General features: G+C 71.8%; 21 protein-coding genes. 11 read left to right on the top strand and 10 right to left on the bottom strand.

Translation table 11 applies throughout. The annotated features are described in order from the left end of the window. Positions 1 to 85: 85 nt before the first annotated feature. Both ACFYZA_RS03070 and ACFYZA_RS03065 read left to right on the top strand, forming a co-directional pair. Positions 86 to 781: a DUF899 domain-containing protein gene (locus tag ACFYZA_RS03070; RefSeq protein WP_388486626.1), complete on the top strand. Its 696-nt coding sequence runs from the start codon at positions 86 to 88 to the stop codon at positions 779 to 781. Between the two features lie 69 nt (positions 782 to 850). Then, positions 851 to 1,291 (top strand): OsmC family protein, encoded by a 441-nt coding sequence (locus ACFYZA_RS03065; protein WP_388486624.1) that lies wholly within the window; start codon positions 851 to 853, stop codon positions 1,289 to 1,291. 73 nt (positions 1,292 to 1,364) lie between these two features. Here the strand turns inward: ACFYZA_RS03065 and ACFYZA_RS03060 are convergent, their stop codons facing one another. Next, positions 1,365 to 2,519 (bottom strand): ABC transporter permease, encoded by a 1,155-nt coding sequence (locus tag ACFYZA_RS03060; protein ID WP_388486622.1) that lies wholly within the window; start codon positions 2,517 to 2,519, stop codon positions 1,365 to 1,367. A 221-nt stretch (positions 2,520 to 2,740) separates the two neighbouring features. Between ACFYZA_RS03060 and ACFYZA_RS03055 the strand changes: the two genes are divergently transcribed. Then, positions 2,741 to 3,004, top strand: a complete 264-nt coding sequence (locus ACFYZA_RS03055) for a GlsB/YeaQ/YmgE family stress response membrane protein (RefSeq protein ID WP_100573259.1) — start codon at positions 2,741 to 2,743, stop codon at positions 3,002 to 3,004. Between the two features lie 138 nt (positions 3,005 to 3,142). On the opposite strand, the gene ACFYZA_RS03050 is transcribed toward ACFYZA_RS03055, so the two are convergent. Further along, positions 3,143 to 3,931 carry an SDR family NAD(P)-dependent oxidoreductase gene (locus tag ACFYZA_RS03050; RefSeq protein WP_382584015.1) on the bottom strand — a complete coding sequence of 263 codons (789 nt, stop codon included), beginning with the start codon at positions 3,929 to 3,931 and terminating at the stop codon, positions 3,143 to 3,145. A gap of 196 nt (positions 3,932 to 4,127) precedes the next feature. On the opposite strand from ACFYZA_RS03050, the gene ACFYZA_RS03045 reads away from it, so the two are divergent. Further along, positions 4,128 to 4,439 carry a hypothetical protein gene (locus ACFYZA_RS03045; protein WP_388486619.1) on the top strand — a complete coding sequence of 104 codons (312 nt, stop codon included), beginning with the start codon at positions 4,128 to 4,130 and terminating at the stop codon, positions 4,437 to 4,439. A 124-nt stretch (positions 4,440 to 4,563) separates the two neighbouring features. On the opposite strand, the gene ACFYZA_RS03040 is transcribed toward ACFYZA_RS03045, so the two are convergent. Next, entirely contained in the window at positions 4,564 to 5,073 is a 510-nt protein-coding gene (locus ACFYZA_RS03040) for a CYTH domain-containing protein (protein WP_388486616.1), read from the bottom strand. Between the two features lie 284 nt (positions 5,074 to 5,357). Here ACFYZA_RS03040 and asnB point away from each other — a divergent pair, with 284 nt between their 5' ends. The 7 genes from asnB (at position 5,358) to ACFYZA_RS03005 (ending at position 12,781) form a co-directional block, all read left to right on the top strand. Continuing rightward, positions 5,358 to 7,601: an asparagine synthase (glutamine-hydrolyzing) gene (gene asnB / locus ACFYZA_RS03035; protein ID WP_388486614.1), complete on the top strand. Its 2,244-nt coding sequence runs from the start codon at positions 5,358 to 5,360 to the stop codon at positions 7,599 to 7,601. Between the two features lie 71 nt (positions 7,602 to 7,672). After that, positions 7,673 to 8,374, top strand: a complete 702-nt coding sequence (locus tag ACFYZA_RS03030; RefSeq protein ID WP_382584027.1) for a class I SAM-dependent methyltransferase — start codon at positions 7,673 to 7,675, stop codon at positions 8,372 to 8,374. Continuing rightward, on the top strand, positions 8,371 to 9,225 hold the full coding sequence (locus ACFYZA_RS03025) for an isocitrate lyase/phosphoenolpyruvate mutase family protein (protein ID WP_388486612.1): 855 nt from the start codon (positions 8,371 to 8,373) through the stop codon (positions 9,223 to 9,225). Before ACFYZA_RS03030 ends, ACFYZA_RS03025 begins: the two co-directional genes overlap by 4 nt. Continuing rightward, positions 9,222 to 10,331, top strand: coding sequence for a phosphonopyruvate decarboxylase (gene aepY / locus ACFYZA_RS03020; RefSeq protein WP_382584033.1), 1,110 nt, complete (start codon positions 9,222 to 9,224; stop codon positions 10,329 to 10,331). The genes ACFYZA_RS03025 and aepY overlap by 4 nt, the downstream gene beginning before the upstream one ends. A gap of 5 nt (positions 10,332 to 10,336) precedes the next feature. Next, positions 10,337 to 10,501, top strand: coding sequence for a hypothetical protein (locus tag ACFYZA_RS03015; protein ID WP_388486609.1), 165 nt, complete (start codon positions 10,337 to 10,339; stop codon positions 10,499 to 10,501). Next, entirely contained in the window at positions 10,498 to 11,559 is a 1,062-nt protein-coding gene (locus ACFYZA_RS03010) for a methyltransferase (protein WP_388486607.1), read from the top strand. The genes ACFYZA_RS03015 and ACFYZA_RS03010 overlap by 4 nt, the downstream gene beginning before the upstream one ends. A gap of 49 nt (positions 11,560 to 11,608) precedes the next feature. Further along, positions 11,609 to 12,781, top strand: coding sequence for a GNAT family N-acetyltransferase (locus tag ACFYZA_RS03005; RefSeq protein WP_388486605.1), 1,173 nt, complete (start codon positions 11,609 to 11,611; stop codon positions 12,779 to 12,781). A 38-nt stretch (positions 12,782 to 12,819) separates the two neighbouring features. Here ACFYZA_RS03005 and ACFYZA_RS03000 read toward each other — a convergent pair whose 3' ends face one another. The 7 genes from ACFYZA_RS03000 to purB all read right to left on the bottom strand — a co-directional run bounded on the left by ACFYZA_RS03000 (position 12,820) and on the right by purB (position 21,202). Further along, positions 12,820 to 14,043: an MFS transporter gene (locus ACFYZA_RS03000; RefSeq protein WP_388486603.1), complete on the bottom strand. Its 1,224-nt coding sequence runs from the start codon at positions 14,041 to 14,043 to the stop codon at positions 12,820 to 12,822. Beyond that, positions 14,043 to 14,699, bottom strand: a complete 657-nt coding sequence (locus ACFYZA_RS02995; RefSeq protein ID WP_388486601.1) for a hypothetical protein — start codon at positions 14,697 to 14,699, stop codon at positions 14,043 to 14,045. The genes ACFYZA_RS03000 and ACFYZA_RS02995 overlap by 1 nt, the downstream gene beginning before the upstream one ends. A 55-nt stretch (positions 14,700 to 14,754) precedes the next feature. Beyond that, positions 14,755 to 16,296, bottom strand: coding sequence for a glutamine synthetase family protein (locus ACFYZA_RS02990; protein ID WP_382584050.1), 1,542 nt, complete (start codon positions 16,294 to 16,296; stop codon positions 14,755 to 14,757). Continuing rightward, positions 16,293 to 17,747, bottom strand: coding sequence for an amidase (locus ACFYZA_RS02985; RefSeq protein ID WP_388486598.1), 1,455 nt, complete (start codon positions 17,745 to 17,747; stop codon positions 16,293 to 16,295). Before ACFYZA_RS02985 ends, ACFYZA_RS02990 begins: the two co-directional genes overlap by 4 nt. Continuing rightward, positions 17,737 to 19,440, bottom strand: a complete 1,704-nt coding sequence (locus tag ACFYZA_RS02980; protein ID WP_388486596.1) for a hypothetical protein — start codon at positions 19,438 to 19,440, stop codon at positions 17,737 to 17,739. Before ACFYZA_RS02980 ends, ACFYZA_RS02985 begins: the two co-directional genes overlap by 11 nt. Positions 19,441 to 19,503: 63 nt before the next feature. Beyond that, the gene (locus tag ACFYZA_RS02975; protein ID WP_382584059.1) at positions 19,504 to 19,908 is read right to left on the bottom strand and encodes a GNAT family N-acetyltransferase; all 405 of its coding nucleotides are present in this window, start codon (positions 19,906 to 19,908) and stop codon (positions 19,504 to 19,506) included. Next, a complete protein-coding gene (gene purB, locus ACFYZA_RS02970) occupies positions 19,895 to 21,202 on the bottom strand; it encodes an adenylosuccinate lyase (RefSeq protein ID WP_382584062.1) in 1,308 nt (435 codons plus the stop codon). Before purB ends, ACFYZA_RS02975 begins: the two co-directional genes overlap by 14 nt. Positions 21,203 to 21,351 lie beyond the last annotated feature (149 nt).

The following is a 21,351-nucleotide window of genomic DNA, read 5'->3' as shown; positions in this document are numbered from 1 at the left end:
ACACATAAGAGCTGGATGCCCGCAGGGCCGTACGCCCTGAGAGCTGTGCGGAGCCGTACCCCCGTCGTGAACCCTGGAGGAACCCATGACCGCCCAGGCACTACCGCCCGTCGTCGACGCCGAGACCTGGCAGCGCCGGCTCGACGAGCTGCGCGTGCAGGAGAAGGCCGCCACCCGCCAACTGGACGCCGTCGCCGCCCAGCGGCGGGCCATGCCGATGGTGGAGATGCCCGACTACACCCTCGAAGGGGAGGAGGGGCCCGTCCGGCTGGCCGACATCTTCGGCGACAAGCGCCAGCTCATCGTCTACAACCACATGTGGTTCCCCGGCGAGAAGTGGCAGTGCCACGGCTGCACGGGGTTCAGCTCGCAGTTCACCCGGCTCGAATTCCTGGCCGCCTACGACGCCCGGTTCGTCATCGTCACCCAGGGCCCCCTCCACGAGGCCCTCGCGTACAAGCGCCGGGTCGGCAACAGGATGACCTGGTACTCCACCGCGAACAGCCCGTTCGGCGCGGACGTCGACGCACCGCCCGGCGGCGGCTTCGCGCTCAACGTGTTCCTGCGCGACGGCGACACCGTGTACCGCACCTGGCACACCACCGGCCGTGGCATCGAGCAGCTCAGCCACACCTTCGCGCTCATGGACGTGCTCCCCTACGGCCGCCAGGAGGAGTGGCAGGACTCCCCCAAGGGCTGGCCGCAGTCGGCCACCGGCGGCCGGTGGGCCGGCTCCGAGGACATCGCCGCGCTCTACGGTCCGGACGCGAGCACCGCCTGAGGCCGCGGGCCCCGCCCGGTCCGGCGGGGCACCGGCTCCCCCTCCGGGCGTGCGGTTACCGTCGTCGCCATGACTGACGATTCACTGCGCTCCATCAGCATCGAGCGGTCCGGCCCCGGCCGGTTCACCGCGACCAACGCCCGCGGGGCCACGCTGGACTTCGGCACCGGCGCGGGCACCGAGTTCACACCGGTCGAGCTGTTCCTCGCGGCGATCGGCGGCTGTTCCGCCGCCGACGTGGAGGTCGCCACGAGCCGCCACGCGGAGCCGGCGGTGTTCTCCGTCACCGTCACGGGCAACAAGGTCGAGGACGACGGCGGAAACCGGCTGTCGGACCTCGAAGTCACCTTCTCCGTCAGCTTCCCTGACGTTCCGTCAGGCGATCGTGCCCGGACGATCCTGCCCCGCGCCGTGAAGACCTCGCACGACCGGCTGTGCACCGTGAGCCGCACGATCGAGGCGGGCACCCAGGTGAGCGTGATCGTCTCCGAGCCGGACGACCGGGCCTGACGTCGGGACCATCCGTCCCACCGCGACCCGGCGGATCCCGGCACCCGGCACCCGGCACTGACAGCGGGGCCCGTCAGGCGGCGGGCGCTGCCCCGTGCGCCGGGGCCGGGCGGTCGCGGCCGCCCGGGTGGCGGTGGCGCCAGAACCAGAACACCGCGCAGGACAGCAGGGACCAGCCGGCCAGCACCAGGAACGGGAAGGCGTGCTGGGCGTCGGCGAAGTACACCGCCGTGTGCTGGGCGTTCACGGACGCTCCCGGCGGCAGCCAGCGCCCCACATGGCCGAGGAGCGAGGGCAGCAGCGGCCACGACACCGCGCCACCCGACGAGGGGTTGCCGAGCAGCACCATGAGCCCCCAGGTGGGCAGCATCGCCCAGCGTCCGATCAGGGTGTTGAACATGGTGAAGACCATCCCGGACGTGAACATCGTGAACGCGAGGATCAGCCAGGCCTCGACGAACGGCAGCCGTACCGCGCCGAGTCCCCAGTCGACCACCGCCGCGATGGTGAATCCGCCGAGGAGCGAGTACGCCACGGTGAACGCGATCCGCTCCAGCGGGTTGAGCGTCCGGGCGTGCACGCTCAGCTGGATCGAGCCGACGAAGCCGAGGACCACCGCGGCGAGGGAGATGTAGAACAGCGCGAGGCCGCGCGGGTCGCCCTTCTGCAACGGCTTCACATCGGAGATCGTCACCGGCACGCCGACGGCCTTGGCCACCGGGGGCGCCGCCTGGGCGAGCACCTGCGCCACGGATGCCCCGGCCGCGCCCGCCACGTCCATGTGCACGCCGGCCGGCCGGACGGCGAGGATCGCGAAGACGCTCTGCTCCTCCATGGCCTGCCGCGCGGCAGGCTCGTCCGGGTAGGGGCGCACGTCCAGGGAGGTGTTGAGGGCCTTGTCCATCCCGGCGATGAACTGCTTCGCCTCGGGGGAGCCGTCGGGCGCGACCAGAGCGGTGGGAATGTGGTGCGGCGTCGGGTTGGCCATGGTGTACGTGTACGAGCCGGCGAACAGGCCCGCCGCCGCGGCCAGGATGAAGACCAGGACGACCGCCGGCAGGAACGGCGAGTCCTTGAAGTCCGCCCAGGCCCCGCCCGCGCCCCGCTTCCTCGCGTGCGCACCGTGACCGGCGTACTGCCCCTCGGGGGCACCGGGCTCCCGGGGCGAGCGGCCGGCGCCGTCCTGGTTGGCGCCGTCTCGACGGGCGTCGTCTTCTTCCATCGGCATGTGCGACCAATCCGGTACCGGGGACGTTTTCCGTGCCGTCTGCCCTGGCCGGCGCCGCCCGGTCGAGGACCTTCGGTCACGGCATGAGGGCCGTAGGTCCCGTGCGCGGGCCCGGGCCGGGGGTACCGGCTCGAAGGCGAACGGGGGGACCGGCTCCCCGCTGCCACCACCCGGTCGGCGGCGCCACCGGGTCGCGCAACGAAAGGAATCGGGTTTCCGTTATGGGCATCATCGCCTGGATCGTCATCGGGCTCATCGCAGGAGCCATCGCCAAGGCGCTGACCCCGGGCAAGGACCCCGGCGGCTGTCTGGTCACCATGGTGATCGGCATCGTGGGCGGTCTGCTCGGCGGCTGGCTCGGCCAGCTCGTCTTCGGAGTCGACGGGGTGAAGGGCTTCTTCCACCTGTCGACCTGGATCACCGCGATCGTGGGCTCGGTGATCGTGCTCTTCCTCTACCGCCTGGTCTCGGGCCGGCGCGGCTGACCCCGGCCCGGGCGGCTGTGACGCCCGTACTCTCCGTGCCTTCCCGGCAGCCGCCCGGGGAGGCACGGAGAGTTTCGCGGCCGTTGGGTCATCCGGGGGAACGAAGGTCCCGGCCCGCTCCGGCCGCCGCGTCCGCGCCTACGGCAGGATCGAGTCGACGTAGCCGCCGTCCACCCGCAGCGCGCCGCCCGTGGTGGCCGAGGCGAAGGGCGAGCTGAGGTAGACGACCATGTGCGCGATCTCCTCGGGCTCGATGAGCCGCTGGATCAGGGACTGCGGCCGGTACTCGCGCATGAAGGCGCGCTGAGCCTCCTCCCAGGGCAGGTCGCGGTCCACGAGCGAGTACACGAAGTCCTCCACTCCGCCGGTGTGGGTCGGCCCCGCGATGACCGAGTTCACCGTCACGCCGGTGCCCGCGGCCTCCTTCGCGAAGCCCCGCGCGACGGCGAGCAGGGCCGTCTTCGACATGCCGTACTGGATCATCTCGGCGGGCACCACCACCGCCGAGTCGCTGGCGATGTTCTGGATCCGGCCCCAGGAGCGCTCGACCATGCCGGGCAGGTAGTGGCGGGTCATCCGGACGGCGGTCAGGACGTTGACCTCGAAGTACTTCCGCCACTCCGCGTCGTCGATCTCCAGGGCGGGCCTGGCGCCGAAGATGCCGAGGTTGTTCACCAGGATGTCGGCGTGCGGCACGGCGTCGAAGACGGCCGCGGCGCCCTCGTCCGTGGCGATGTCACCGGGGGCGGCGACGAAGTCCCCGCCGTCCCCGCCGAGGCGGTCGAGCGCCTCGCCCACCGACTTCTCACTGCGTCCGTTCACCGCGACCCGCGCTCCGGCCGCCGCGAGGCCGGACGCGATGGCCGCGCCGATGCCCTGGGTGGATCCGGTCACCAGGGCCGTCCGCCCGGATAGATCGATGCGCACGCTGACTTCCTCCGTACTGCCGCCGGGGCGGCTCCGTGACTCCTGCCTCTTGTCCGCTTCCCCGTTTCTCCCGTTTTTCCCACCTGCCCCATCGGCCCCCGGCGCCCTGGCCGGCGGAAGGGCTCGTGGCGCCCGGCATCGCGCGGGGCCGTTGTAGGGTCCGGCTGCACACTCAAAGCCGTACGCCGGAGGCCTCGTGGACATCCGCTCAGCCCAGCGACTCGCCTGGGAGAACAAACAGGAGAAGGGCTTCAACACCACTGACGTACCACTGGAGTTCGGACTCCTCACCGCCGAGGTGGGCGAGGCGTTCACGGCCTGGCGCAAACAACTGCCGGACTACGGCGAGGAGTTGGCGGACATCTTCCTGTACTTGACCGCCCTGGCCGAGATGAACGGCATCGACCTGGAGACGGAGGTCGAGCGCAAGATCGCGAAGAACCGGGCACGGGTCTACGCGCGGGATGCCCGGGGCGTGCTGCACCGGGTGGAGGGCGCCGAGTCCTGAGCGCGCCCCGCAGGAAGCCGGGCGCGCTCGCCGGCCCGCTGGGGGGCGCTACAGCCCCGGAGGCGCGCCACGACTCCGGGGGCGGCGCTCGGCCGGGAGCGGCGCTCGGCCGGCGGGTCGGCGCTCAGCCGCCTTCGGTGGCGCCGCCCTCCGGTCCCGATGGGTCCGGAACTCCTCCGCTCCGTGCGAGCGAGCGGTTCTGATACCGGGCGTCGTCCGTGACCTCCCGGCCGAACCAGGACGGCGCGCGGAAGGCGTGCGCGGCCTCGGCCGTGTCGAACTCGACCTCCACCATGGCCAGTCCGGCGAGCCGCCCCTCGAAGTCGTCCACCTCGGCGGTCTCACCGCCCTCCAGGGCGACCGTGCGCCGCTCCTTGGCGATGCGCGCCGCATCGGTCAGGGGCCACAGGGCGTCGAAGAGTGCCGGCGGAATCGGCTCCTCGCACTCCGTCCTGACCAGGCCGGTACCGCCCTTCACCGTCATCAGGACCTGGCCGCCACGGCGCCGGACACGTACCTCGGCGCCGTCCACGTCCAGGGGCAGATACCCCTGCTCGATGCGTTCGGCCTTGAGCGTGCTCTCCTCGGGCACCGCACCGGCGACCAGGAAGCGTCGTTCGATCTCCTCGCCCACGGGTTGTCCTCCTGTCGTGCCGCGTCGGGATCACCCATCTATACAGCGCGGGAGCGGCAGTTGGGGGACTCGGGGGAAAACACCAGCGCGCCACCACCGCGCCACCACCGCGCAACCAGCTCCTTGCATGCTCTTCAGCAGTAAGAGCCGAACACATCGCACGGAGGTGAATGACATGAAGGTTTACACCAAGCCCGAGGCCAAGCCGGTCGCGCAGGGCACCATCGTCGCTACCGTTCGCTAGTAGTGACCCACATGCCACGCCTCTCATCGAGGGGCGTGGCATGTCCACTCCATACACAGAAATTCACACGGGAGTCGGAAGCCACATGTGCGGAATTGCTGGATTCGCCCATACAGATGGAAGTGGTCTGGCGGAGTCGGCCGACCGGATTCTGCGCGACATGGCCCGTGCCCTGCGCCCCCGTGGCCCCGACGACATGCAGTTCCACCACACGCCACAGGCCTGCATGTCGTTCACGCGCCTCGCCCTGATCGACCCCGAGGGCGGCCGCCAGCCCTTCGTCAGCGAGGACGGGAACGTCATACTCGCCGCGAACGGCGAGATCTACAACTACAAGGAACTCACCAAGAGTCTTGCGGGACGGGCGAAATTCCGGAGCGAGTCCGACTGCGAAGTGCTGCTCCACCTGTACCTGGAGAAGGGCCTCGACTTCCTCGACGACGTACGGGGAATGTTCGGCATCGCGGTCATCGACCTGCGCGAGCAGCGTCTGCTGCTCGCCCGTGACCGCCTCGGCATCAAGCCGCTGTTCATCAACCGGACGCCCGGCAGGGTCCTCTTCGGATCCGAGATCAAGGCGCTGTTCCAGCACCCCGAGTGCCCCCGCGAGCTCGACTGGACGCGCGCGCTCGCCGACCAGGGGCTCAACGCCGCGCCCGTGATGACCGACGAAGACCCGGTGACCTGGTTCAAGGAGGTCGACCACGTTCCCTCGGGCGCGATCGTCAACATCAGCCTGCGGGACGGCGCGACCCGGGTGCACCGCTACTGGGAGCTGCCCACTCCCGCCGAGGCGGACCACCTCCCCGAGAGCTTCTTCGTCCAGAGCATGGCCGAACTGCTCGCCTCGTCCGTACGCGAGTGCCTGGTCGCCGACGCCGAGATCGGCGTCTTCCTGAGCGGCGGCCTCGACTCGGCGGCCATCTCCGCGCTGTCCGCCCACACCGGTCTGCACACCTTCTCCGCCCTGACCGGCAGCACCGTCGTCAACAAGGACGCCGAGTACGCGCAGCAGACCGCGACGCTCCTCGGGCTGCCCAACCACCAGGTGGCCTTCGGCGCCGACCGGATCCCCTCCTCCGACGAGTGGAAGCGGCTGCTCTGGCTCATGGAGTCGCCGCAGTGCGGGCCCGAGCAGTTCTACAAGAGCGAGATGTACCGCTTCGCCCGCGCCGAGCGCCCCGGCCTCAAGGCGATCCTCCTCGGCTCGGGTGCCGACGAGTTCAGCGGCGGATACAGCGTCAGCCTGGCCGGCGGCGGCGGATGGGACGACTTCACCAACAACCTGCGCACGCTCGCCCGCCGCAAGGCCCTCGGCTCCCAGTCCCCCGTCTCGGTGTGGTGGGAGGGGACCGATCTGCCGCTGCTCAGCGACCGCGCGGTCGACGCCTATCTGCCGGGCGCGGTCGACGACCCGTACGGGTCGTACCTGGCCTGGAAGTTCCGCGACATGCAGCAGTACAACTTCTGGGTCGAGGACCGCACCGCGTCCGCCAACGGCGTCGAGGCCCGCGTGCCGTTCCTGGACCACCGCATCATCGAGCTGCTCGCGACCGTGCCGCGCGCCTACCGCAAGCGGCTGTTCTGGGACAAGCAGATCATCCGGGACGCCGTGAAGGACATCCTGCCCGCCGAGGTCATCGGCCGGCCCAAGCTCGCCTTCTACGAGGGCGAAGGGGTGCGCCACACCCACCGCGCCTTCACCAGGATGCTCGCGAACAACCACGACGAACTCATCGAGGAGGCCCTGTCGTCCCCGAGGGCCGCGCAGTACCTCGACGGCACGAACATGCGCCGCGCCCTGCGCCGCCTGGAGCACGACCAGACCTCGGGACATGTCGAGCTGCTCATGCGCGTGGTCAACCTGGGCCTGCTCGACCAGATGACGGTCGAACTGCCCGCCAGCCGCCCCTCGTCGGGCCCCGCCCCCTACGAGCTGCGGGTGACGGACTTCGAGGGCCCCGAGGTGCTCGGCCTCTTCTCGCGCACCGAGATCGGCGAGGAGTCCGTGCTGCGGCGCTCCGAAGGCGTCCTGGTCCTGGACGACGCCGAGGAGACGAACACGTCCTACGTCGTCGTCGACGGCAGCCTGCGCTTCGTCATCGACCAGGTCACCCACCTGGACTGGCTGCGGCTGCTGCGCGGTCTGGACGGCCGGCGCACCCTCGCGGAGGTGGTGGCCTCCGTCGGCTGCGGCCTCCAGGAGATGCGGCCGCTGCTCGACGAATCCCTGGAGGCCGGCCTCCTGGAGCTCGTACCGCAACCGGTCGCGGCCGCCGGCTGACCGCACCCCTCCCCCATCGGACCCGGCATCCGGACCTGGATGTACGCAAGCAATGACGAACGAGGTCACGCATGACAGCCCATCTCTACTGGGACGAGGTCTGGCGCACTGACAGCGGTCGCGCCGACTGGTCCCGCCCCCACCCCTGGGTCGTGGAAGAGGCCACCCGGCTGCGCGCGCTGGGCGCCAAGGACGCGCTCGACCTCGGCTGCGGAATCGGCCGGCACGCGCTCTTCTTCGCGGAGGAGGGTTTCGCCAGCACCGGCATCGACCGGGCGCCGACCGCCGTCGAAGCGGCCGGCGTCGACAGCGCCGAGCGTTCCCTCCAGGTGAGCCTCGACGTCGGCGACTTCACCGAACTCCCTTACGCGGACGCCAGTTTCGACTACGTGCTCGCCTTCAACGTGGTCTACCACGGCGACGAGTCGACCCTGGCCAAGACCCTCGCCGAGGTCCGCCGGGTGCTGCGGCCGGGCGGCGTCTACCAGTGCACGATGCTCTCCAAGCGCAACGGGGAGTACGGCAAGGGCGACGAGGTGAGCCCCAACACCTTCTGCCAGCCGGGTGCCACGGACGACAAGGTGCATCCGCACATGTACGTGGACGCGGCCGACCTGCTGCGCCTGCACGACGGGTTCCAGCTGATCAGCGCCCTGGACGCCGAGCACTCCAAGCCCGGATCCTTCCACTGGCACTGCGTGTTCCAGACGCCGGCGGCCGTGGTGGAGGGCACCAACCACACGCACTTCGCGCAGAGGGCGGGGACACAGTGACCAAGGCAGCCCTGTTCCGTGAGCTTCTGGAGCGGCCCGAGACAGCCCGGCTCGTCGGGTGCCGCGACGCGCTCACCGCCCTGCTCATCGAGGAGGCGGGCTTCGACGGCCTGTGGGCGTCGAGCTTCGAGATCTCCGCATCGCGCGGCCTGCCGGACCTCGGCCTGCTCACCATGGCCGAGCTCCTCGAAGCCTCCTCGCACGCCAACCAGGCGACCGGCCTGCCGCTGCTCGCCGACTGCGACACCGGCTTCGGCGGCAAGATCAACGTGGTGCGTACGGTCCAGCAGTTCGAGGCCGCCGACATCGCGGGCGTCTGCTTCGAGGACAAGCTCTTCCCCAAGCGGAACAGCTTTCTGCGCGGCGGCCAGGACCTGGAGGCGGCCGAGGAGTTCGCCGGACGCGTCGAGGCGGGCGTACGGGCCCGGCGCAGCGCGGACTTCACGGTGGTCGCCCGGGTCGAGGCGCTCATCGCGGGCCGTGGCCTCGACGAGGCCCTGCGCCGCGCCCACCTGTACGCCGACGCCGGCGCGGACGCCATCCTCATCCACTCCAAGCAGTCCACGCCCGCCGAGATCGTGGAGTTCCTCCAAGCCTGGCGGGCGCGCACCCCGATCGTCGTGGTGCCGACGACCTATCCGCACTGGGACCTCAAGGAGGCCCAGGCAGCCGGCGTCTCCATGGTCATCTACGCCAACCACACCCTGCGGGCCTCGGTCTCGGCGATGCGTGACGTGCTGGGCGAGATCCAACTGCACGGGGGAACGGCGGGAGTCGAGGGCTCCATCACCTCGATGAAGGAGCTGTTCGGCCTGACCCGGGTCTCGCGCTGGGAGGAGTGGAGCGCATGATCAGCGCCGAGTTCTTCTGCGCGGAGCTGGACCGGCACGGCTACGGCTTCTTCAGCGGTGTGCCCTGCTCCTTCCTCAAGGGCCCCTTCGCCCTGCTGGAACGGCGCGGCAGCTACGTGCCCGCCCCCAACGAGGGCATCGCCCTCTCCATGGCGGCCGGTTCGGAGCTCAGCGGCGTCAAGTCCGCGGTCCTGGCGCAGAATTCGGGCCTCGGCAACCTCCTCGACCCGCTCACCTCGCTGAGCATGGCGTACGAGATACCGCTGCTGCTCTTCGTGAGCCTGCGGGGCTGGCCGAACGCCGAGGACGACGAGCCGCACCACGCGGCGATGGGCGCCGCGACCATCGGCGTGCTCGAATCCATCGGGGTCGCCCACGGCATCCTGGAGCCCACCGAACAGAGCCTGACGGCGCTGCTCGCCCGGGCGGAGGAAGAGCGCGCCCACCAACGGCAGTTCGTCGTGCTCGTACCGGCGAAGACCGTCGGCACGTGCGACGTGCCGGCCGAGCCGTCCGAGGCCCTGCTCGACCGGCGGACCGCGGTGACCGCGCTGGCGCGCCACCTGGACGACGCCCTTGTCTACAGCACCACCGGCATGATCAGCCGCGAGCTCTTCGGGGTGCGCGACAGCGGCCGGAACTTCTATATGCAGGGTTCCATGGGACACGCCATCGGCCTGGGTCTCGGCACCGCCCTCAACCGTCCCGAGGAGCGGGTCGCGGTCATCGACGGGGACGGGGCCGCGGTGATGCACCTCGGCGGGCTCGCGCTGGTCGGCGAGCGGCGCCCGGAGAACCTCACCCACATCGTGCTCGACAACGGTTCCTACGACTCCACGGGCGGCCAGCGGACCCGGGGCTCCTCCATGCGGTGGGCCGATCTGGCGCTCGCCGCGGGCTATCGCACGGGCGAGACCTGCCGGACCGAGGCGGAGATCGACGCTCACCTGGCGAAGGTGGCGGACCTTCCCGGCCCGCACCTGATCGCCGTGTTCATCGCCAAGGGCGGCGCCACCCCGCCGCGGGTCACATCGGCCCACACCAATGCCGAGGTCACCGCACGGTTCAAGGGTGAAGTCGCCCGCTCCCGTGGGGACTTGGCGTGATGGCCATGGCCGGGGACGACGCTCCGCACCCGGGCACCAGCCCGCGCACCGACCGGGAGAACGCCATGACAAAAGCCCTGATCGCCGATCGCGTCGCGCTCGATGCCGGCCGATCGCGGCCAGACACCTGGACCGGCCTGCCGCAGGTGCGGGCCGGGAAGGCCCGGTGACCGCGATCCTCCCGCCGCTCGTCGCCGAACTGGAGACGCTGGGCCTGGCCGAGTTCCTGGCCGGCTTCTCCGCCGACTCCGTGGACCTCACCGCCTGGGCGCGGCAAGTGGACCTCCTCGACGGCCCGTTGCGCACGGCCGCGGGCTTCCTCCTGCTCGGCAGGCCCGCCCAGGTGGACGCGCTGCCACCGGCGGTGGCGGCCGCGCTGCCCCGGCTCCAGGAGTACGGCGTCGCGCTCCAGCGGGACAACGAGGCCCAGTTGCTCGACGTGAGCCTCTTCCGCGCCCAGGGCGTGTGGCTCTTCGCGGAACCGCCCAGCGTCTTCCAGGTGCGCCACTACTTCGGCCCGGACTCGCTCACGCTGGCCCGGCGGATCTCCTACCGGCCGGGCTCCCGCGTCCTCGACCTGTGCGCCGGCCCGGGCTTCCAGGGCCTGATAGCGGCCCAACTCCACGCCCGGGCAACCCTGGTGGAGCTGCTGGGCGATGTGGCGCGGGTGGCCGCTCTCAACGCCGAGCTCAACGGCGTCGCGGACCGGACCGAGGTGCTGACCGGCGACCTGTACACGCCGCTGGCCCCCGACGACCGCGAATACGACCGCGTCGTCGCCAACATCCCCTTCCTGCCGACGCTCACGGCGCCCGGCGAGGAGGCCGCGGAACAGGGCGGCGAGGACGGGTTCAGCGTCGGCCGCCGGGTCCTCGCGGGCCTCCCCCGCCATCTGGCGCCGCACGGCACCGCCCATCTCACCGCGCTCCTCTTCCAGGCGGGCGACGAGCTGCTCATGGCGAAGGAGCTGGCCGACTGGGCCGAGGCGCACGGCTGCGCCCTCGTGGTCTCCCTGACCGACGAGATGGCGGTCGGCCCCGGCTCGGACCTGGTGCAGACCGCCGTCTCCGACCTCCTGGACGCGGATCCCGGGGCCGACGCGGATGCGCTGAGCACGACGGTCGCCGAGATGTTCGCGCGCCGCGGTGCCACCCGCGCCCGCCTCTCCTATCTGCGCATCGACCACGGGGTGTCCGGATTTCGGGTGCTCGATCACACCGAGCGGTGATCGCCGCCTAACGTGAGGGTGGAACGGCAGGCGAACAGGGAGGTTTTCGGTGACGGAACGGGCGCGGGGCGAGGACATACGCATCAGTGAGCTCGCCTCGGTGAACGACGTGGCGCCCGCCGCCTGGGACGCCCTGGCCGCCGACGCCTCGCTGTATTCGAGCCACACCTGGCTGCGCTACGGCGAAGAGCTGCGGGACTCGACCCCCGGCCACCTGGTCGCGGAGTCGGGCGCGGGACGCCTCGCGGCGCTGCCCGTCCACCGCTTCACCGCGAAGGTGCCGCACTTCTACGACCCCGCCGTGCTCTTTCCCGGCGCCGCCGAGCCCACCACCGAGAGCCGGCCGCTGCTGCTCGGCGGCACCCGGCTCGGCTACACCAGCGAGGCCCTGGTGGCGCCCGGCACCCCCGCGCCCCTGGCCCGGACGGCGCTGCGCGCGCTCCTTGAGCGCCTGCGCGAGCGGCGGGACGCGGCCGGGGGCCTCGCGGTCCTGCTGTACGTCACCGACGAGTCGGTGGAGCAGCTGCTTGCGGTGCTCGCGCCCCGGGACCGCCTCGTCCTGATCGACGCCACCGCGATCATCCCGGTCGACGCCACCGGCATGGAGGGCTATCGCGAGCGGCTCAGCTCACGCCGCTTCGCCGCGGTCCGCAAGGAGATCCGCCGCTTCGAGGAGGCGGGCTGCCGGGCCGAGGTGCGGCTGCTTTCGGAGTGCCACGAGCAGCTCGGCCCGTTGTCCGCGCAGGTGCTGCGCCGCTACGGACACGAGGTCACGGACGAGGGCGAGCGCGAGCGGTTCACCGCGCAGGTCCCCCTGTTCGACGACAACTGCCGCATTCTGGCCGCCTATCAGGGGGACCGGATGGTGGGCTTCACCCAGTTCTTCTTCTGCGGCGACGTCATGTACGGCCGCTCGCACGGCGTGGACGACTCGATGGCCCGGGCCGCCTCGGTCTACTTCAACCTGACCTACTACCAGGCCGTCCGGTACGCCGCCGAGCACGGCTACCGCCGCCTCGACATGAGCTGCGACGCGCTGGACGCCAAGGTGGCTCGGGGCGGCCACCTCAAGCCGCTGTGGGCCCTGGTCCTCGACGCGCCGTGGTCCGGGCCGACGCTCGACCGGGTGCGGGCCGCGGAGAAGGAGCGCCGCGAGACGTTCGCCGCGATCGATCCGGGCGTCGAGTCGCCCGTCACCCGCCTGGTGGCCGAGCGAGGCTGACGCCCCCGGGGCCCAACCGGCTCATTCCCGGCGGCTGTTCAGGTCGTGGTTCCGGTGACGGTGACGGGCGTACGGGACGCCCGGCTGCGCTCGGCGACTGCGGCCACCGGCGGGACCAGGGCGCCCGCCGTGACCATGAGTGCCGCGAGCGCGAACCAGCCGGGCGGACCGGCCACCAGGCACAGCGCGTTCAGGACGGTCGGCGCGACGGCCCCGCCGATGCCCACGCCCACCGCGAACGCCCCCTGGTACTCCCCCTGCGCGTGGTCGGGCGCGAGCCCGAACGACAGGGCGTACTCGCCCGCCGTGAACAGCATTTCGCCGAGGGTCAACACGGCCGCGCCGGCCAGGAGCAGGGCCATCGCCACGTATGTGGGCACCTGGGCGGCGGCGAAGACGAGGAGCATCGCCGCCGCGATGACCGGCCCGCTGCGCCGCATGGTCCGGGCGCCGTCGCGCGGTGTGTCCACGCCTTTGGCCACCCGGGTCTGGCACAGCACCACGAGGGCGCAGCTCAGGGCGAAGATCAGGGACACCGTCCAGCGGGGCGCGTCGGTGTGCTCGGCGATCCACACCGGCATCAGGACCGTGAGGAACACGTCGAACATCACGAGCACGCCCGACAGGAGGCTGACGGCGAGGAACGGCCGGTCCGTCAGGGCGTAGCGATGGCCACTGCCGTGCTGCCTCGGCACGGGAGGCAGATGGGGCAGCCGGGCGACCAGCAGGGCGGCGGCGAGGTAGGAGACCACGTCGGCGCCGATCGCGATGGTGTAGGCGAGCCGGGTGTCCGCCTGCAGCACCAGGCCGCCGAGCAGCGAGCCGATGACCATGGCCAGGTTCTGCAGGGAGTAGATCCGGGCCCGGAAGGTGACCTTGTCGTCGCCGCCGACATGGGCCACCAGGGCGCCGCTGATCGCGGGGAAGGCGCCGCGCCCGAGCGCGACGAGCGTGATGACGACGAGGAAGCCGCCCATCCCGCGGACCGTCATCAGGGCGGCGGCCGCGGCCGCCTGGGCCACCAGGCCCGCGATGCCGACCTCGCGCGGCCCGAACCGGTCGGCCAGGCGTCCGACGACCGGCCCGGCGGCGAGCCCGGCGAGCCCGGCAGCCGTCAGGCCGAGGACGACGTGGCTCGTGGACAGGCCCACCGACCGTACGAAGAACAGGACTTGGAGCGGCGCCCACACGCCGGCCCCCAGGAAGCGGACGAACAGAGCCGCCGACAGGCTCCTGCGCACCGTGGTGGGGCGGCGTGCCATCACGGGGCCGTCGCGCGGGTGGCCGCGGCCGCTTCGAGGCGCGGGGTGAGCAGCTTGCGCAGCTGGTGATGCGCGGCGTCGGCGGTGTTGGCACGGATGACGTCCCAGCCGCGCTCGGCCACCCACTCCAGCATGATGTCGCGGACCGCGCCCTGGTGGGAGAGGAACCGCTCGGGGCGGCACTCGGGGTCGCGTCCGCACTCGTAAGGCGTGGTCCTCTCCCTCTTGCGCCGCAGCGCCTCCTGGGGTGTCACGTCGAAGAAGACGACCAGGTCCACGGGCGCTGTGGCGTCCACGACGGCGTCCACCAGACCCTTGTGGCAGCCCGCCAGCAATTCGGCGGCGGCGTGCTTGACCCAGTAGCCGTCGAGGACGACCAGGTCCTCCTCGGCGGCCCTGGCACGTTCCGCCGCGAGGGTGTTGAGCCAGCCCAGGTACAACATCCTTGCCGGGTTGGGCATTTCGGCGATGCACACGCGCAGTTCGTCCACGCCGGTGCCGCGCAGGAAGCGGGCCTGGGGCACTTCGGCCTCCTCGAAGACCTGCCACTTGCCCACCACCCGGAAGGAGAGGCCCTGGCCGGCCGCCCAGCTCGCGAGCCGTTTGACCTGGCTGCTCTTGCCGGCTCCGTCGGGCCCGTCCATCGCGATGATCACAGTTCAGTCCTCTTCCGGGGTCCGCCAGGGGCCGCCGCCTGCCGGGCGCCGGTGATCAGTAGGCGCCGAAGTACTCACGGTGCTCCCACGCGGTGACCGCGCCCGGCGTGCCGGGCCCGGCCGTCGCCAGCCAGTCCTGGAAGCGGGTGGCTTCGCTGCGCTTGAGCTGGACCAGACAGTCCCGCAGGTGCTTGCCCAGGAGGTCCAGGCAGAGCGCGCTGTTCTCCAGGCGGGCGGTCGCCGCGGGCAGGTCCCCGGGCAGCGCGGCGGCCGACTCGCCGTGCGGGTCGGCGGCCTCGCTGCCGGGACGGAGCCCGCGCTCGACACCGTCGAGTCCGGCGCCGAGCTGGGCGGCCAGATACAGATAGGGGTTGGCGCAGGGCTCGCCCAGGCGGTTCTCGATGTGGGTGGACTCCTCACCGGGCCCGCCGAGCACCCGTACCAGGGCCCCTCGGTTCTCCCTGCTCCACACGACCCGGTCGGGGGCGAGCGAGAACTGTCCTCTGATCCGCCGGTAGCCGTTGACGGTCGGGACGGCGAGCAGAGTGGTGTCGGCGGCGTGCTCCAGGAGCCCGGCGACATAGCCGAGTCCGATGTCCGACAGCGGGGCGGTGCCGTCCGTCGCGACGAAGGCGTTCCGGTCGGCCGCGACGTCGAAGAGCGACTGGTGCAGATGCCAGCCGCTGGCGTCGAATCCGGAGAGACCGGGGAGGGCCATGAAGCTGGCGTGGTACCCGAGCCGTGCGCACATCTGCTTGATGACGGTGCGCAGCAACAGCATGGCGTCGCCCGCGTCCAGGCCGTTCATCGGGCTGAAGGTGAACTCCAGCTGGCCGGGGCCCGATTCGTGCTCGACGGTGCGCAGCGGCAGGCCGAGATCGCGCAGGGCGCGCGCCAGCGGAGCGATCACCGGCATCAGGCCGTCGGTGAGCGTGTCGAGGTTGAACTGGTAGCCCCCGTTGACCGGTTGGACCGTGGGCGGCTCGCCCTGGATGCCGAAGCCGCCGACCGAGGCGGCGTCGGCCGTGCCGGTCAGCCGGGTCAGGTACCACTCCACTTCGAGGCCCACCACGAACGCCAGGCCCCGCCGCGCGGCCCGCCCGCAGGCGCGGCGCAGGACGGCGCGGCTGGACAGCGGGTGCGGGCTGCCGTCGCGCAGGTACTCGTCCGCGACGACCCAGCCGGTGGGCGCCTCGGTGTAGGGCAGCTCGCGGAACGTGAGCGGGTCGGGGACGACCAGGAAGTCACCGGCGCCGGTCAGTTCGGGGATCCCGATGCCGCCGTCGGGCGCGAAGAAGTCGACGCCCACGGCGTGCCCGGTGTCGAAGACGAACGGCCCCGGGCTCATGTCGAGACCGTTGCGCAGGGCGACGCGGAAGGCGTCGACGGTCAGCGTCTTGGAACGCATCAGGCCGTGCGGGTCTCCGAAGCCGACCCGTACGAACTCCAGCCCGTCCAGGCGCTCTTCCAGCTGGGCTGCGGCCTCGCGCTGGGCGTCGTCCCACAGCCCGTGCCGTTCCACGAAACCCACGCTGCCGGTGGCGAAGCGCGCGTAACGGCGCTCGCTGTGCTGGGATTCGGCTCTGGTCCTCGTCATCGTGCGTCCTCCTCCTGGCATCGCTTCGCGAGCTCGGCGTACCAGTGGTGCCAGGGATGGGTCTGTTCGAATTGGTGGGCGGCGGCGAGCACGCGCAGGTCCGCCCCGAGCGCGCCCACCAGTTGGAGACCGAGGGGCAGACCGGTGTCGCTCAGGCCTGCCGGAACGGTCACGGCCGGCTGGCCGGTCAGGTTGAAGACATAGGCCTCGGGCGCCCAGGCCAGCCAGGAGAGCCTTCCCTTGTCGACGCGTACGGCCGGTTCGTGGAGTCCGGCGGCGAAGGGGGGCACCGCGACGGTGGGCATGGCGAGCAGGTCGTACCGTTCCATCAGGGTGAGGGCCTGGGTGCGGAGCAGGCTGCGCCGCTCGTACGCCGTCGCCAACTCGGCGGCGCCGAGCCCGAGTCCGTACTCGATCACGCGGAGGCGCCCCGGGTCGAGCAGCGCGGCGACCCGGTCGAGGCCGGGCCCGTGGGCGGCCGCCTCCCATGCGGCCAGGATCGTCTCCAGAGCGGGGTACGGGTCCTCGAAGGGCGCCGCGATCTCCTCGACCAGGTGGCCCCGGGCCTCCAGGGCCGCCACGGCCTGCCGCACGCGGCGGGCCTCGGCGGGCGCCGGAGCCGGTTCCCCGAGCGAGGTGATCCAGCCGATCCGCAGCGGCGGCAGCCGGTCCGCGACCTCGGCCAGATCCCGGACCAGGGGCTCCGAGGGCACCCCGAACGACAGGGGGTCGCGCGGGTCGTACCCGGACATCACCTCCGTCATCAGGGCCGCGTCGGCGACGGTCCGGGTGAGCGGCCCCAGGTGCGAGAGGCCCTCCGGGCTGTGCGGCACGTACGGGACGCGGCCACGGGTGGGCTTGAACCCGACGACTCCGCAGAACGCGGCGGGGATCCGGATGGACCCCGCGCCGTCGGTGCCGGTCGCCGCCACCCCGATGCCCGCGGCGATCGACGCGGCGGCGCCCGCGCTGGACCCGCCGGAGGTGAGCGCGAGGTCCCACGGGTTGCGGGTGGGGCCCTGGAGCCGGTTGCTTCCGGCCGCGCTCCAGCCGCCCTCGGTGGTGTTGGTCTTGCCGATGACGATGGCGCCGGCCGCCCGCAGGCGCGCCACCGCGGGCGCGTCCCGGTCGGGCACGGTGTCGTGGTGGAGGAGGGAGCCCCGGGTGGTGCGGATGCCCTCCGTGGCCGTGAGGTCCTTGACCGAGACGGGCATCCCGAGGAGCGGCCGCTCCCGCCAGGCGGCGGATCCCCGCGTCTCGATCAGCCGGTCCGCGTTCGCGGCCTCGGCCAGGGCGCGGTCCCGGGCGACAGTGAGGAAGGCGCCGATGCGCGGCTCCCAGCGGTCGAGGAGGTCCAGCGTCTGGGCCACGTACCGCGACGGGAGCAGGCTGCCGTCGCGGTAGCGGGAGCGGATCCCGTCGATGCTCGCGTGCTGGATCTCAGGCTCCATGGAAGTCCCGGTACCAGACGTTGTCGAAGTCGCGGATCTCCAACTGCCGCTCGGCGGCGGCCTGGTGGACCATCGCCTGGACGTTGCCGACGGCGATCGCGGCCCGCAGGTCCGCCAGCTCGTACTCGGCGCCGGAGGTCCGCATCAGGCGCAGGTCGTGGATGCCCGGGCGGTAGCGGCCCTCCAGGACGATGCCCAGCGGGATGCGCAGCGCGTGGCGGACGCCGAAGGCGACGTGGCCGGTGTGGTGCTGGTCCGACCAGTTGGTGATGTCGGGCATCATCGGCGCGAAGAACCAGTCGTCCCGGCCCGGTATCTCCTCGGTCCAGGACATGCTGTGCGGCAGATAGTGCCAGGTGTTGTAGCGCATCCGCGCGCTGTAGGCGGACAGGACGCGGGCGAGGCCGTCCCCGTCGGTGGCGAAGCGGCCCGCGAAGGAAGCGCTGGGCGCCACACAGCAGTAGAAGTCACGCGTCGCCAGGCTGCCCCGGTCGGCAGCCGGCACCTCACTGTGCAGCGCGGCGACGGACTTGGGGCCACGGCCCATGACCACGTCGCAGTGCATCGCGTCGGCCACGGTGGCGAAGAACCGGTGCAGGAAGGCCTCGTACCCGCTCGTGAACCCGGTTGGCGCGGTGGCGTCGGCGAGCCGCTCGACGGCGGTTTCCACGAGCCGGCGCGCCTCGTCCACGGAGGCGTCCGGTGCCAGGGGCCGCCCGGCGGTGTCGCCGAGGAGCTCCGTGATCTGCGGGGGCAGCTCGGCCGTGGTGACCGGATCCCGCATGATCTGCTCGCGCTTGTGCAGGGTGACGCCGTTGATGGTCCGGTAGAAGACGGTTCCGGCACTCAGCAGTTCCGCCCGGCCCCGCGCGCAGACCTCGGCCAGGCGGTCGAGGCGGTCGCCCGTGGAGCGGGCGCGCAGATCGGGGACCTCCCGCCCGTAGGACTCGATGCGCTCTTCCAGAAAGGTGATCAGCTGGTCCGGGGCCAGCTGGATTCCGTTGAACTCCTCGGCCCTGACCGGGGATCCGGAGGATATGAGGGCGTGCAGGCACACCACGAAGGCGGCGTGCTCGGCGGGCCACCGCGCGACCGGTGTCTCCTTGAGCGTGGTGAGCAGGGAGCCCGGCGCCCCGGGCGACAGGGAGCGCCCCGGCAGGTTCGCGAACCTGCCGAGGTTGCTGTAGACCTGCTCGTCGCCCACGTACAGCAGGACCGGCGCCATGTGCACCAGGGCGTGGTCGAGCGCGTCGATGCGGGCCCGGACATCGTCGGCGCCCCGGGCCGCGAGCCAGCGGGCGATCTCCTCGAACTGGAGCCGCTGCACCTCCCCCGCCGTGCTCCACGCCCGGTCGAGGGAGCGGGGCCGGTGGGACCACTTCACCGCGCCGAGGGCGTAGTCCTGTTCGGCGGGGCGGCTGCCCTCGGGGCGGACCTTGAGCTTGCCCGTGTGCGTCAGGAGCAGGACGTCCCCGCCGGAGTCGGCCGCCGGGTCGAAGCCGGCGGCCTGGGATTCGGCGAGTTCCACGTACAGGCGCTCGCGAAGCCCCAGTGCCGCCCGGCCGACGTCCTCGGGCACCTTGCCATCCAGGGTGGTCGCGATCCGGATGGCGTCGGCCGCGAGCCCGCAGGTGCGGGCGCGCTCCGCCGCCGCTTTGACCAGGGCGTCGAACCCGGGTGTCTTGAGAAGCATGGTGGTCACCTACGTCAATTCGATGCGGCAGTGGGGGCACGCGGCACGGGCAGCCCTGGGGACTCAGCCGAGCGCGTCGAGGGTCCAGGCCGATTCGTGGCGCTTGAACCCGATGTGTGGGTAGTAGTCGACGGCGGCGGGGGCGGAGAGCAGTACCAGCTTGGCGCGCGGCGCCGCCTCCTGGGTGGCCCGGATCAAGTCCCGTCCCACGCCCTTTCGTTGGTAAGCCACGTCGACGGCGATGTCACTGAGGTACGTGACGTAGGAGCCGTCCGTCAGCGAGCGGGCGATGCCGATGAGCCGGCCGTCGAGGCGGGCGGTGACGACCAGGTCGGCGCCGGCCAGCATCTTGGTGAACCGCTCGACGTCGGCGACGGGGCGGCGCTCGGCGAGGGTGGAGGCCCGGTACAGGGCGAGGACTTCCCCGACGTCGAGGCTCGCGCCGACGACCTGCTCACATGTCCACATGGTGCTGCAACTCCTTGCTCAGTTCTTCCAGTCGGGACTTCAGGTGCGCGCGGTTGCCGAGGAACCGCTGGGGGTCGAGCTGTCCTTCCCGGACCGTCACGCCCCGGGTTTGGAGGCTCTCGGCGAGCCCGGTGCCGGACGACCAGGCCTCGGTGGCGGCCGACTGCACCAGCCGGTAGGCCTCCTCGCGGTCCGCCCCCTCGGACACCAGGTCGAGATATATCTCGGAGCTGTAGACGAGGCCGAGGGTGGTGTCAATGTTGCGCGCCATGCGCTCGGGGAAGACCCGCAGGCCCTTCAACAACTCTGCTGCGGAAGTGAGTTGGTAGTGCGCGACCGTCAGACTGTCCGGCAGGATGACCCGCTCGACGGAGGAGTGGGCGAGGTCGCGCTCGTGCCAGAGCGCGATGTTCTCGTACGCCGCGCCCGCGTTGGCCCGCAGCAGCCGGGCGAGGCCGCACAGCCGCTCACTGGTCGTCGGGTTGCGCTTGTGGGGCATCGCGCTGGAACCCTGGTAGGCGCTGGTGCGCGGCTCGTCGACCTCACCCACCTCGGTGCGTTGCAGCATCCGCATCTCCAGGGCGAACTGCTCGACGACGGCGCCGGTCACGGCGAGCGCGGACAGCAGTTGGGCGTGCCGGTCGCGGGCGACCACCTGGGTGGGGATGGGTTCGATGCCGAGACCCAGCTCGCCGCAGACGCTCTCCTCCACCAGCGGGGAGATGTGCGCGTAGGTGCCGACGGGCCCGGAGAGCGTGCCCACCGCGACGGCGGCCCGGGCCGCCGTGAGCTGCCCCAGGCAGCGGTGTACGGCGTGCGCGTGGACGGCCAGCTTCTGTCCGAAGGTGGTCGGCTCCGCGTGGATGCCGTGGGTGCGGGCGATGCACGGGGTGTCCCAGTGCTCGAGGGCCCGCTCGGCGAGAAGTTCGGCGAGCGTACGCGCCGCGTTCAACACCAGGTCGCAACTGCGCGCCAGGATGTGTCCGAGCGAGGTGTCGACGAGGTCGTAACTGGTCATCCCGTGGTGAACCCAACGGGCCGCATCGGAGGGCATCGTCTCGGTGTACGCGGCGAGGAAGGCGAGGATCTCGTGATCGCGCGTGCTCTCGCACTCCCTGATCCGCTCGACCGTCGGAACGGGGGCGCGCCGGATGACTTCGAGGGCCTCAGGGGGCACCACGCCGAGCTCGACCTGGGCGACGGTCGCCAGTACCTCCACCCGGACCCAGGTGGCGTACTTGGTCTCGTCGGTCCAGAGCTCGGCCATCTCGGGCCGCGCATAGCGTTCGATCAACGCCGCTCTCCTTGGTTCGGTGAGGGCCGCCGCGTCCGGTCCGGTCGGTACGGACACGGCCGGTCGGCCCGGGCTGGTGGGTGGGGGCGCCGTGGCCCGAGGGGGAAGGCCGGGGTACGGCTGTTGGGCCGGTCCGCCGGAGGCGGGCC

Source organism: Streptomyces sp. NPDC001828 (assembly GCF_042892175.1).
Lineage (GTDB): Bacteria > Actinomycetota > Actinomycetes > Streptomycetales > Streptomycetaceae > Streptomyces.
Note: the sequence above shows the minus strand (reverse complement) of the source record. Positions and strands in the feature narration are given on the sequence as shown.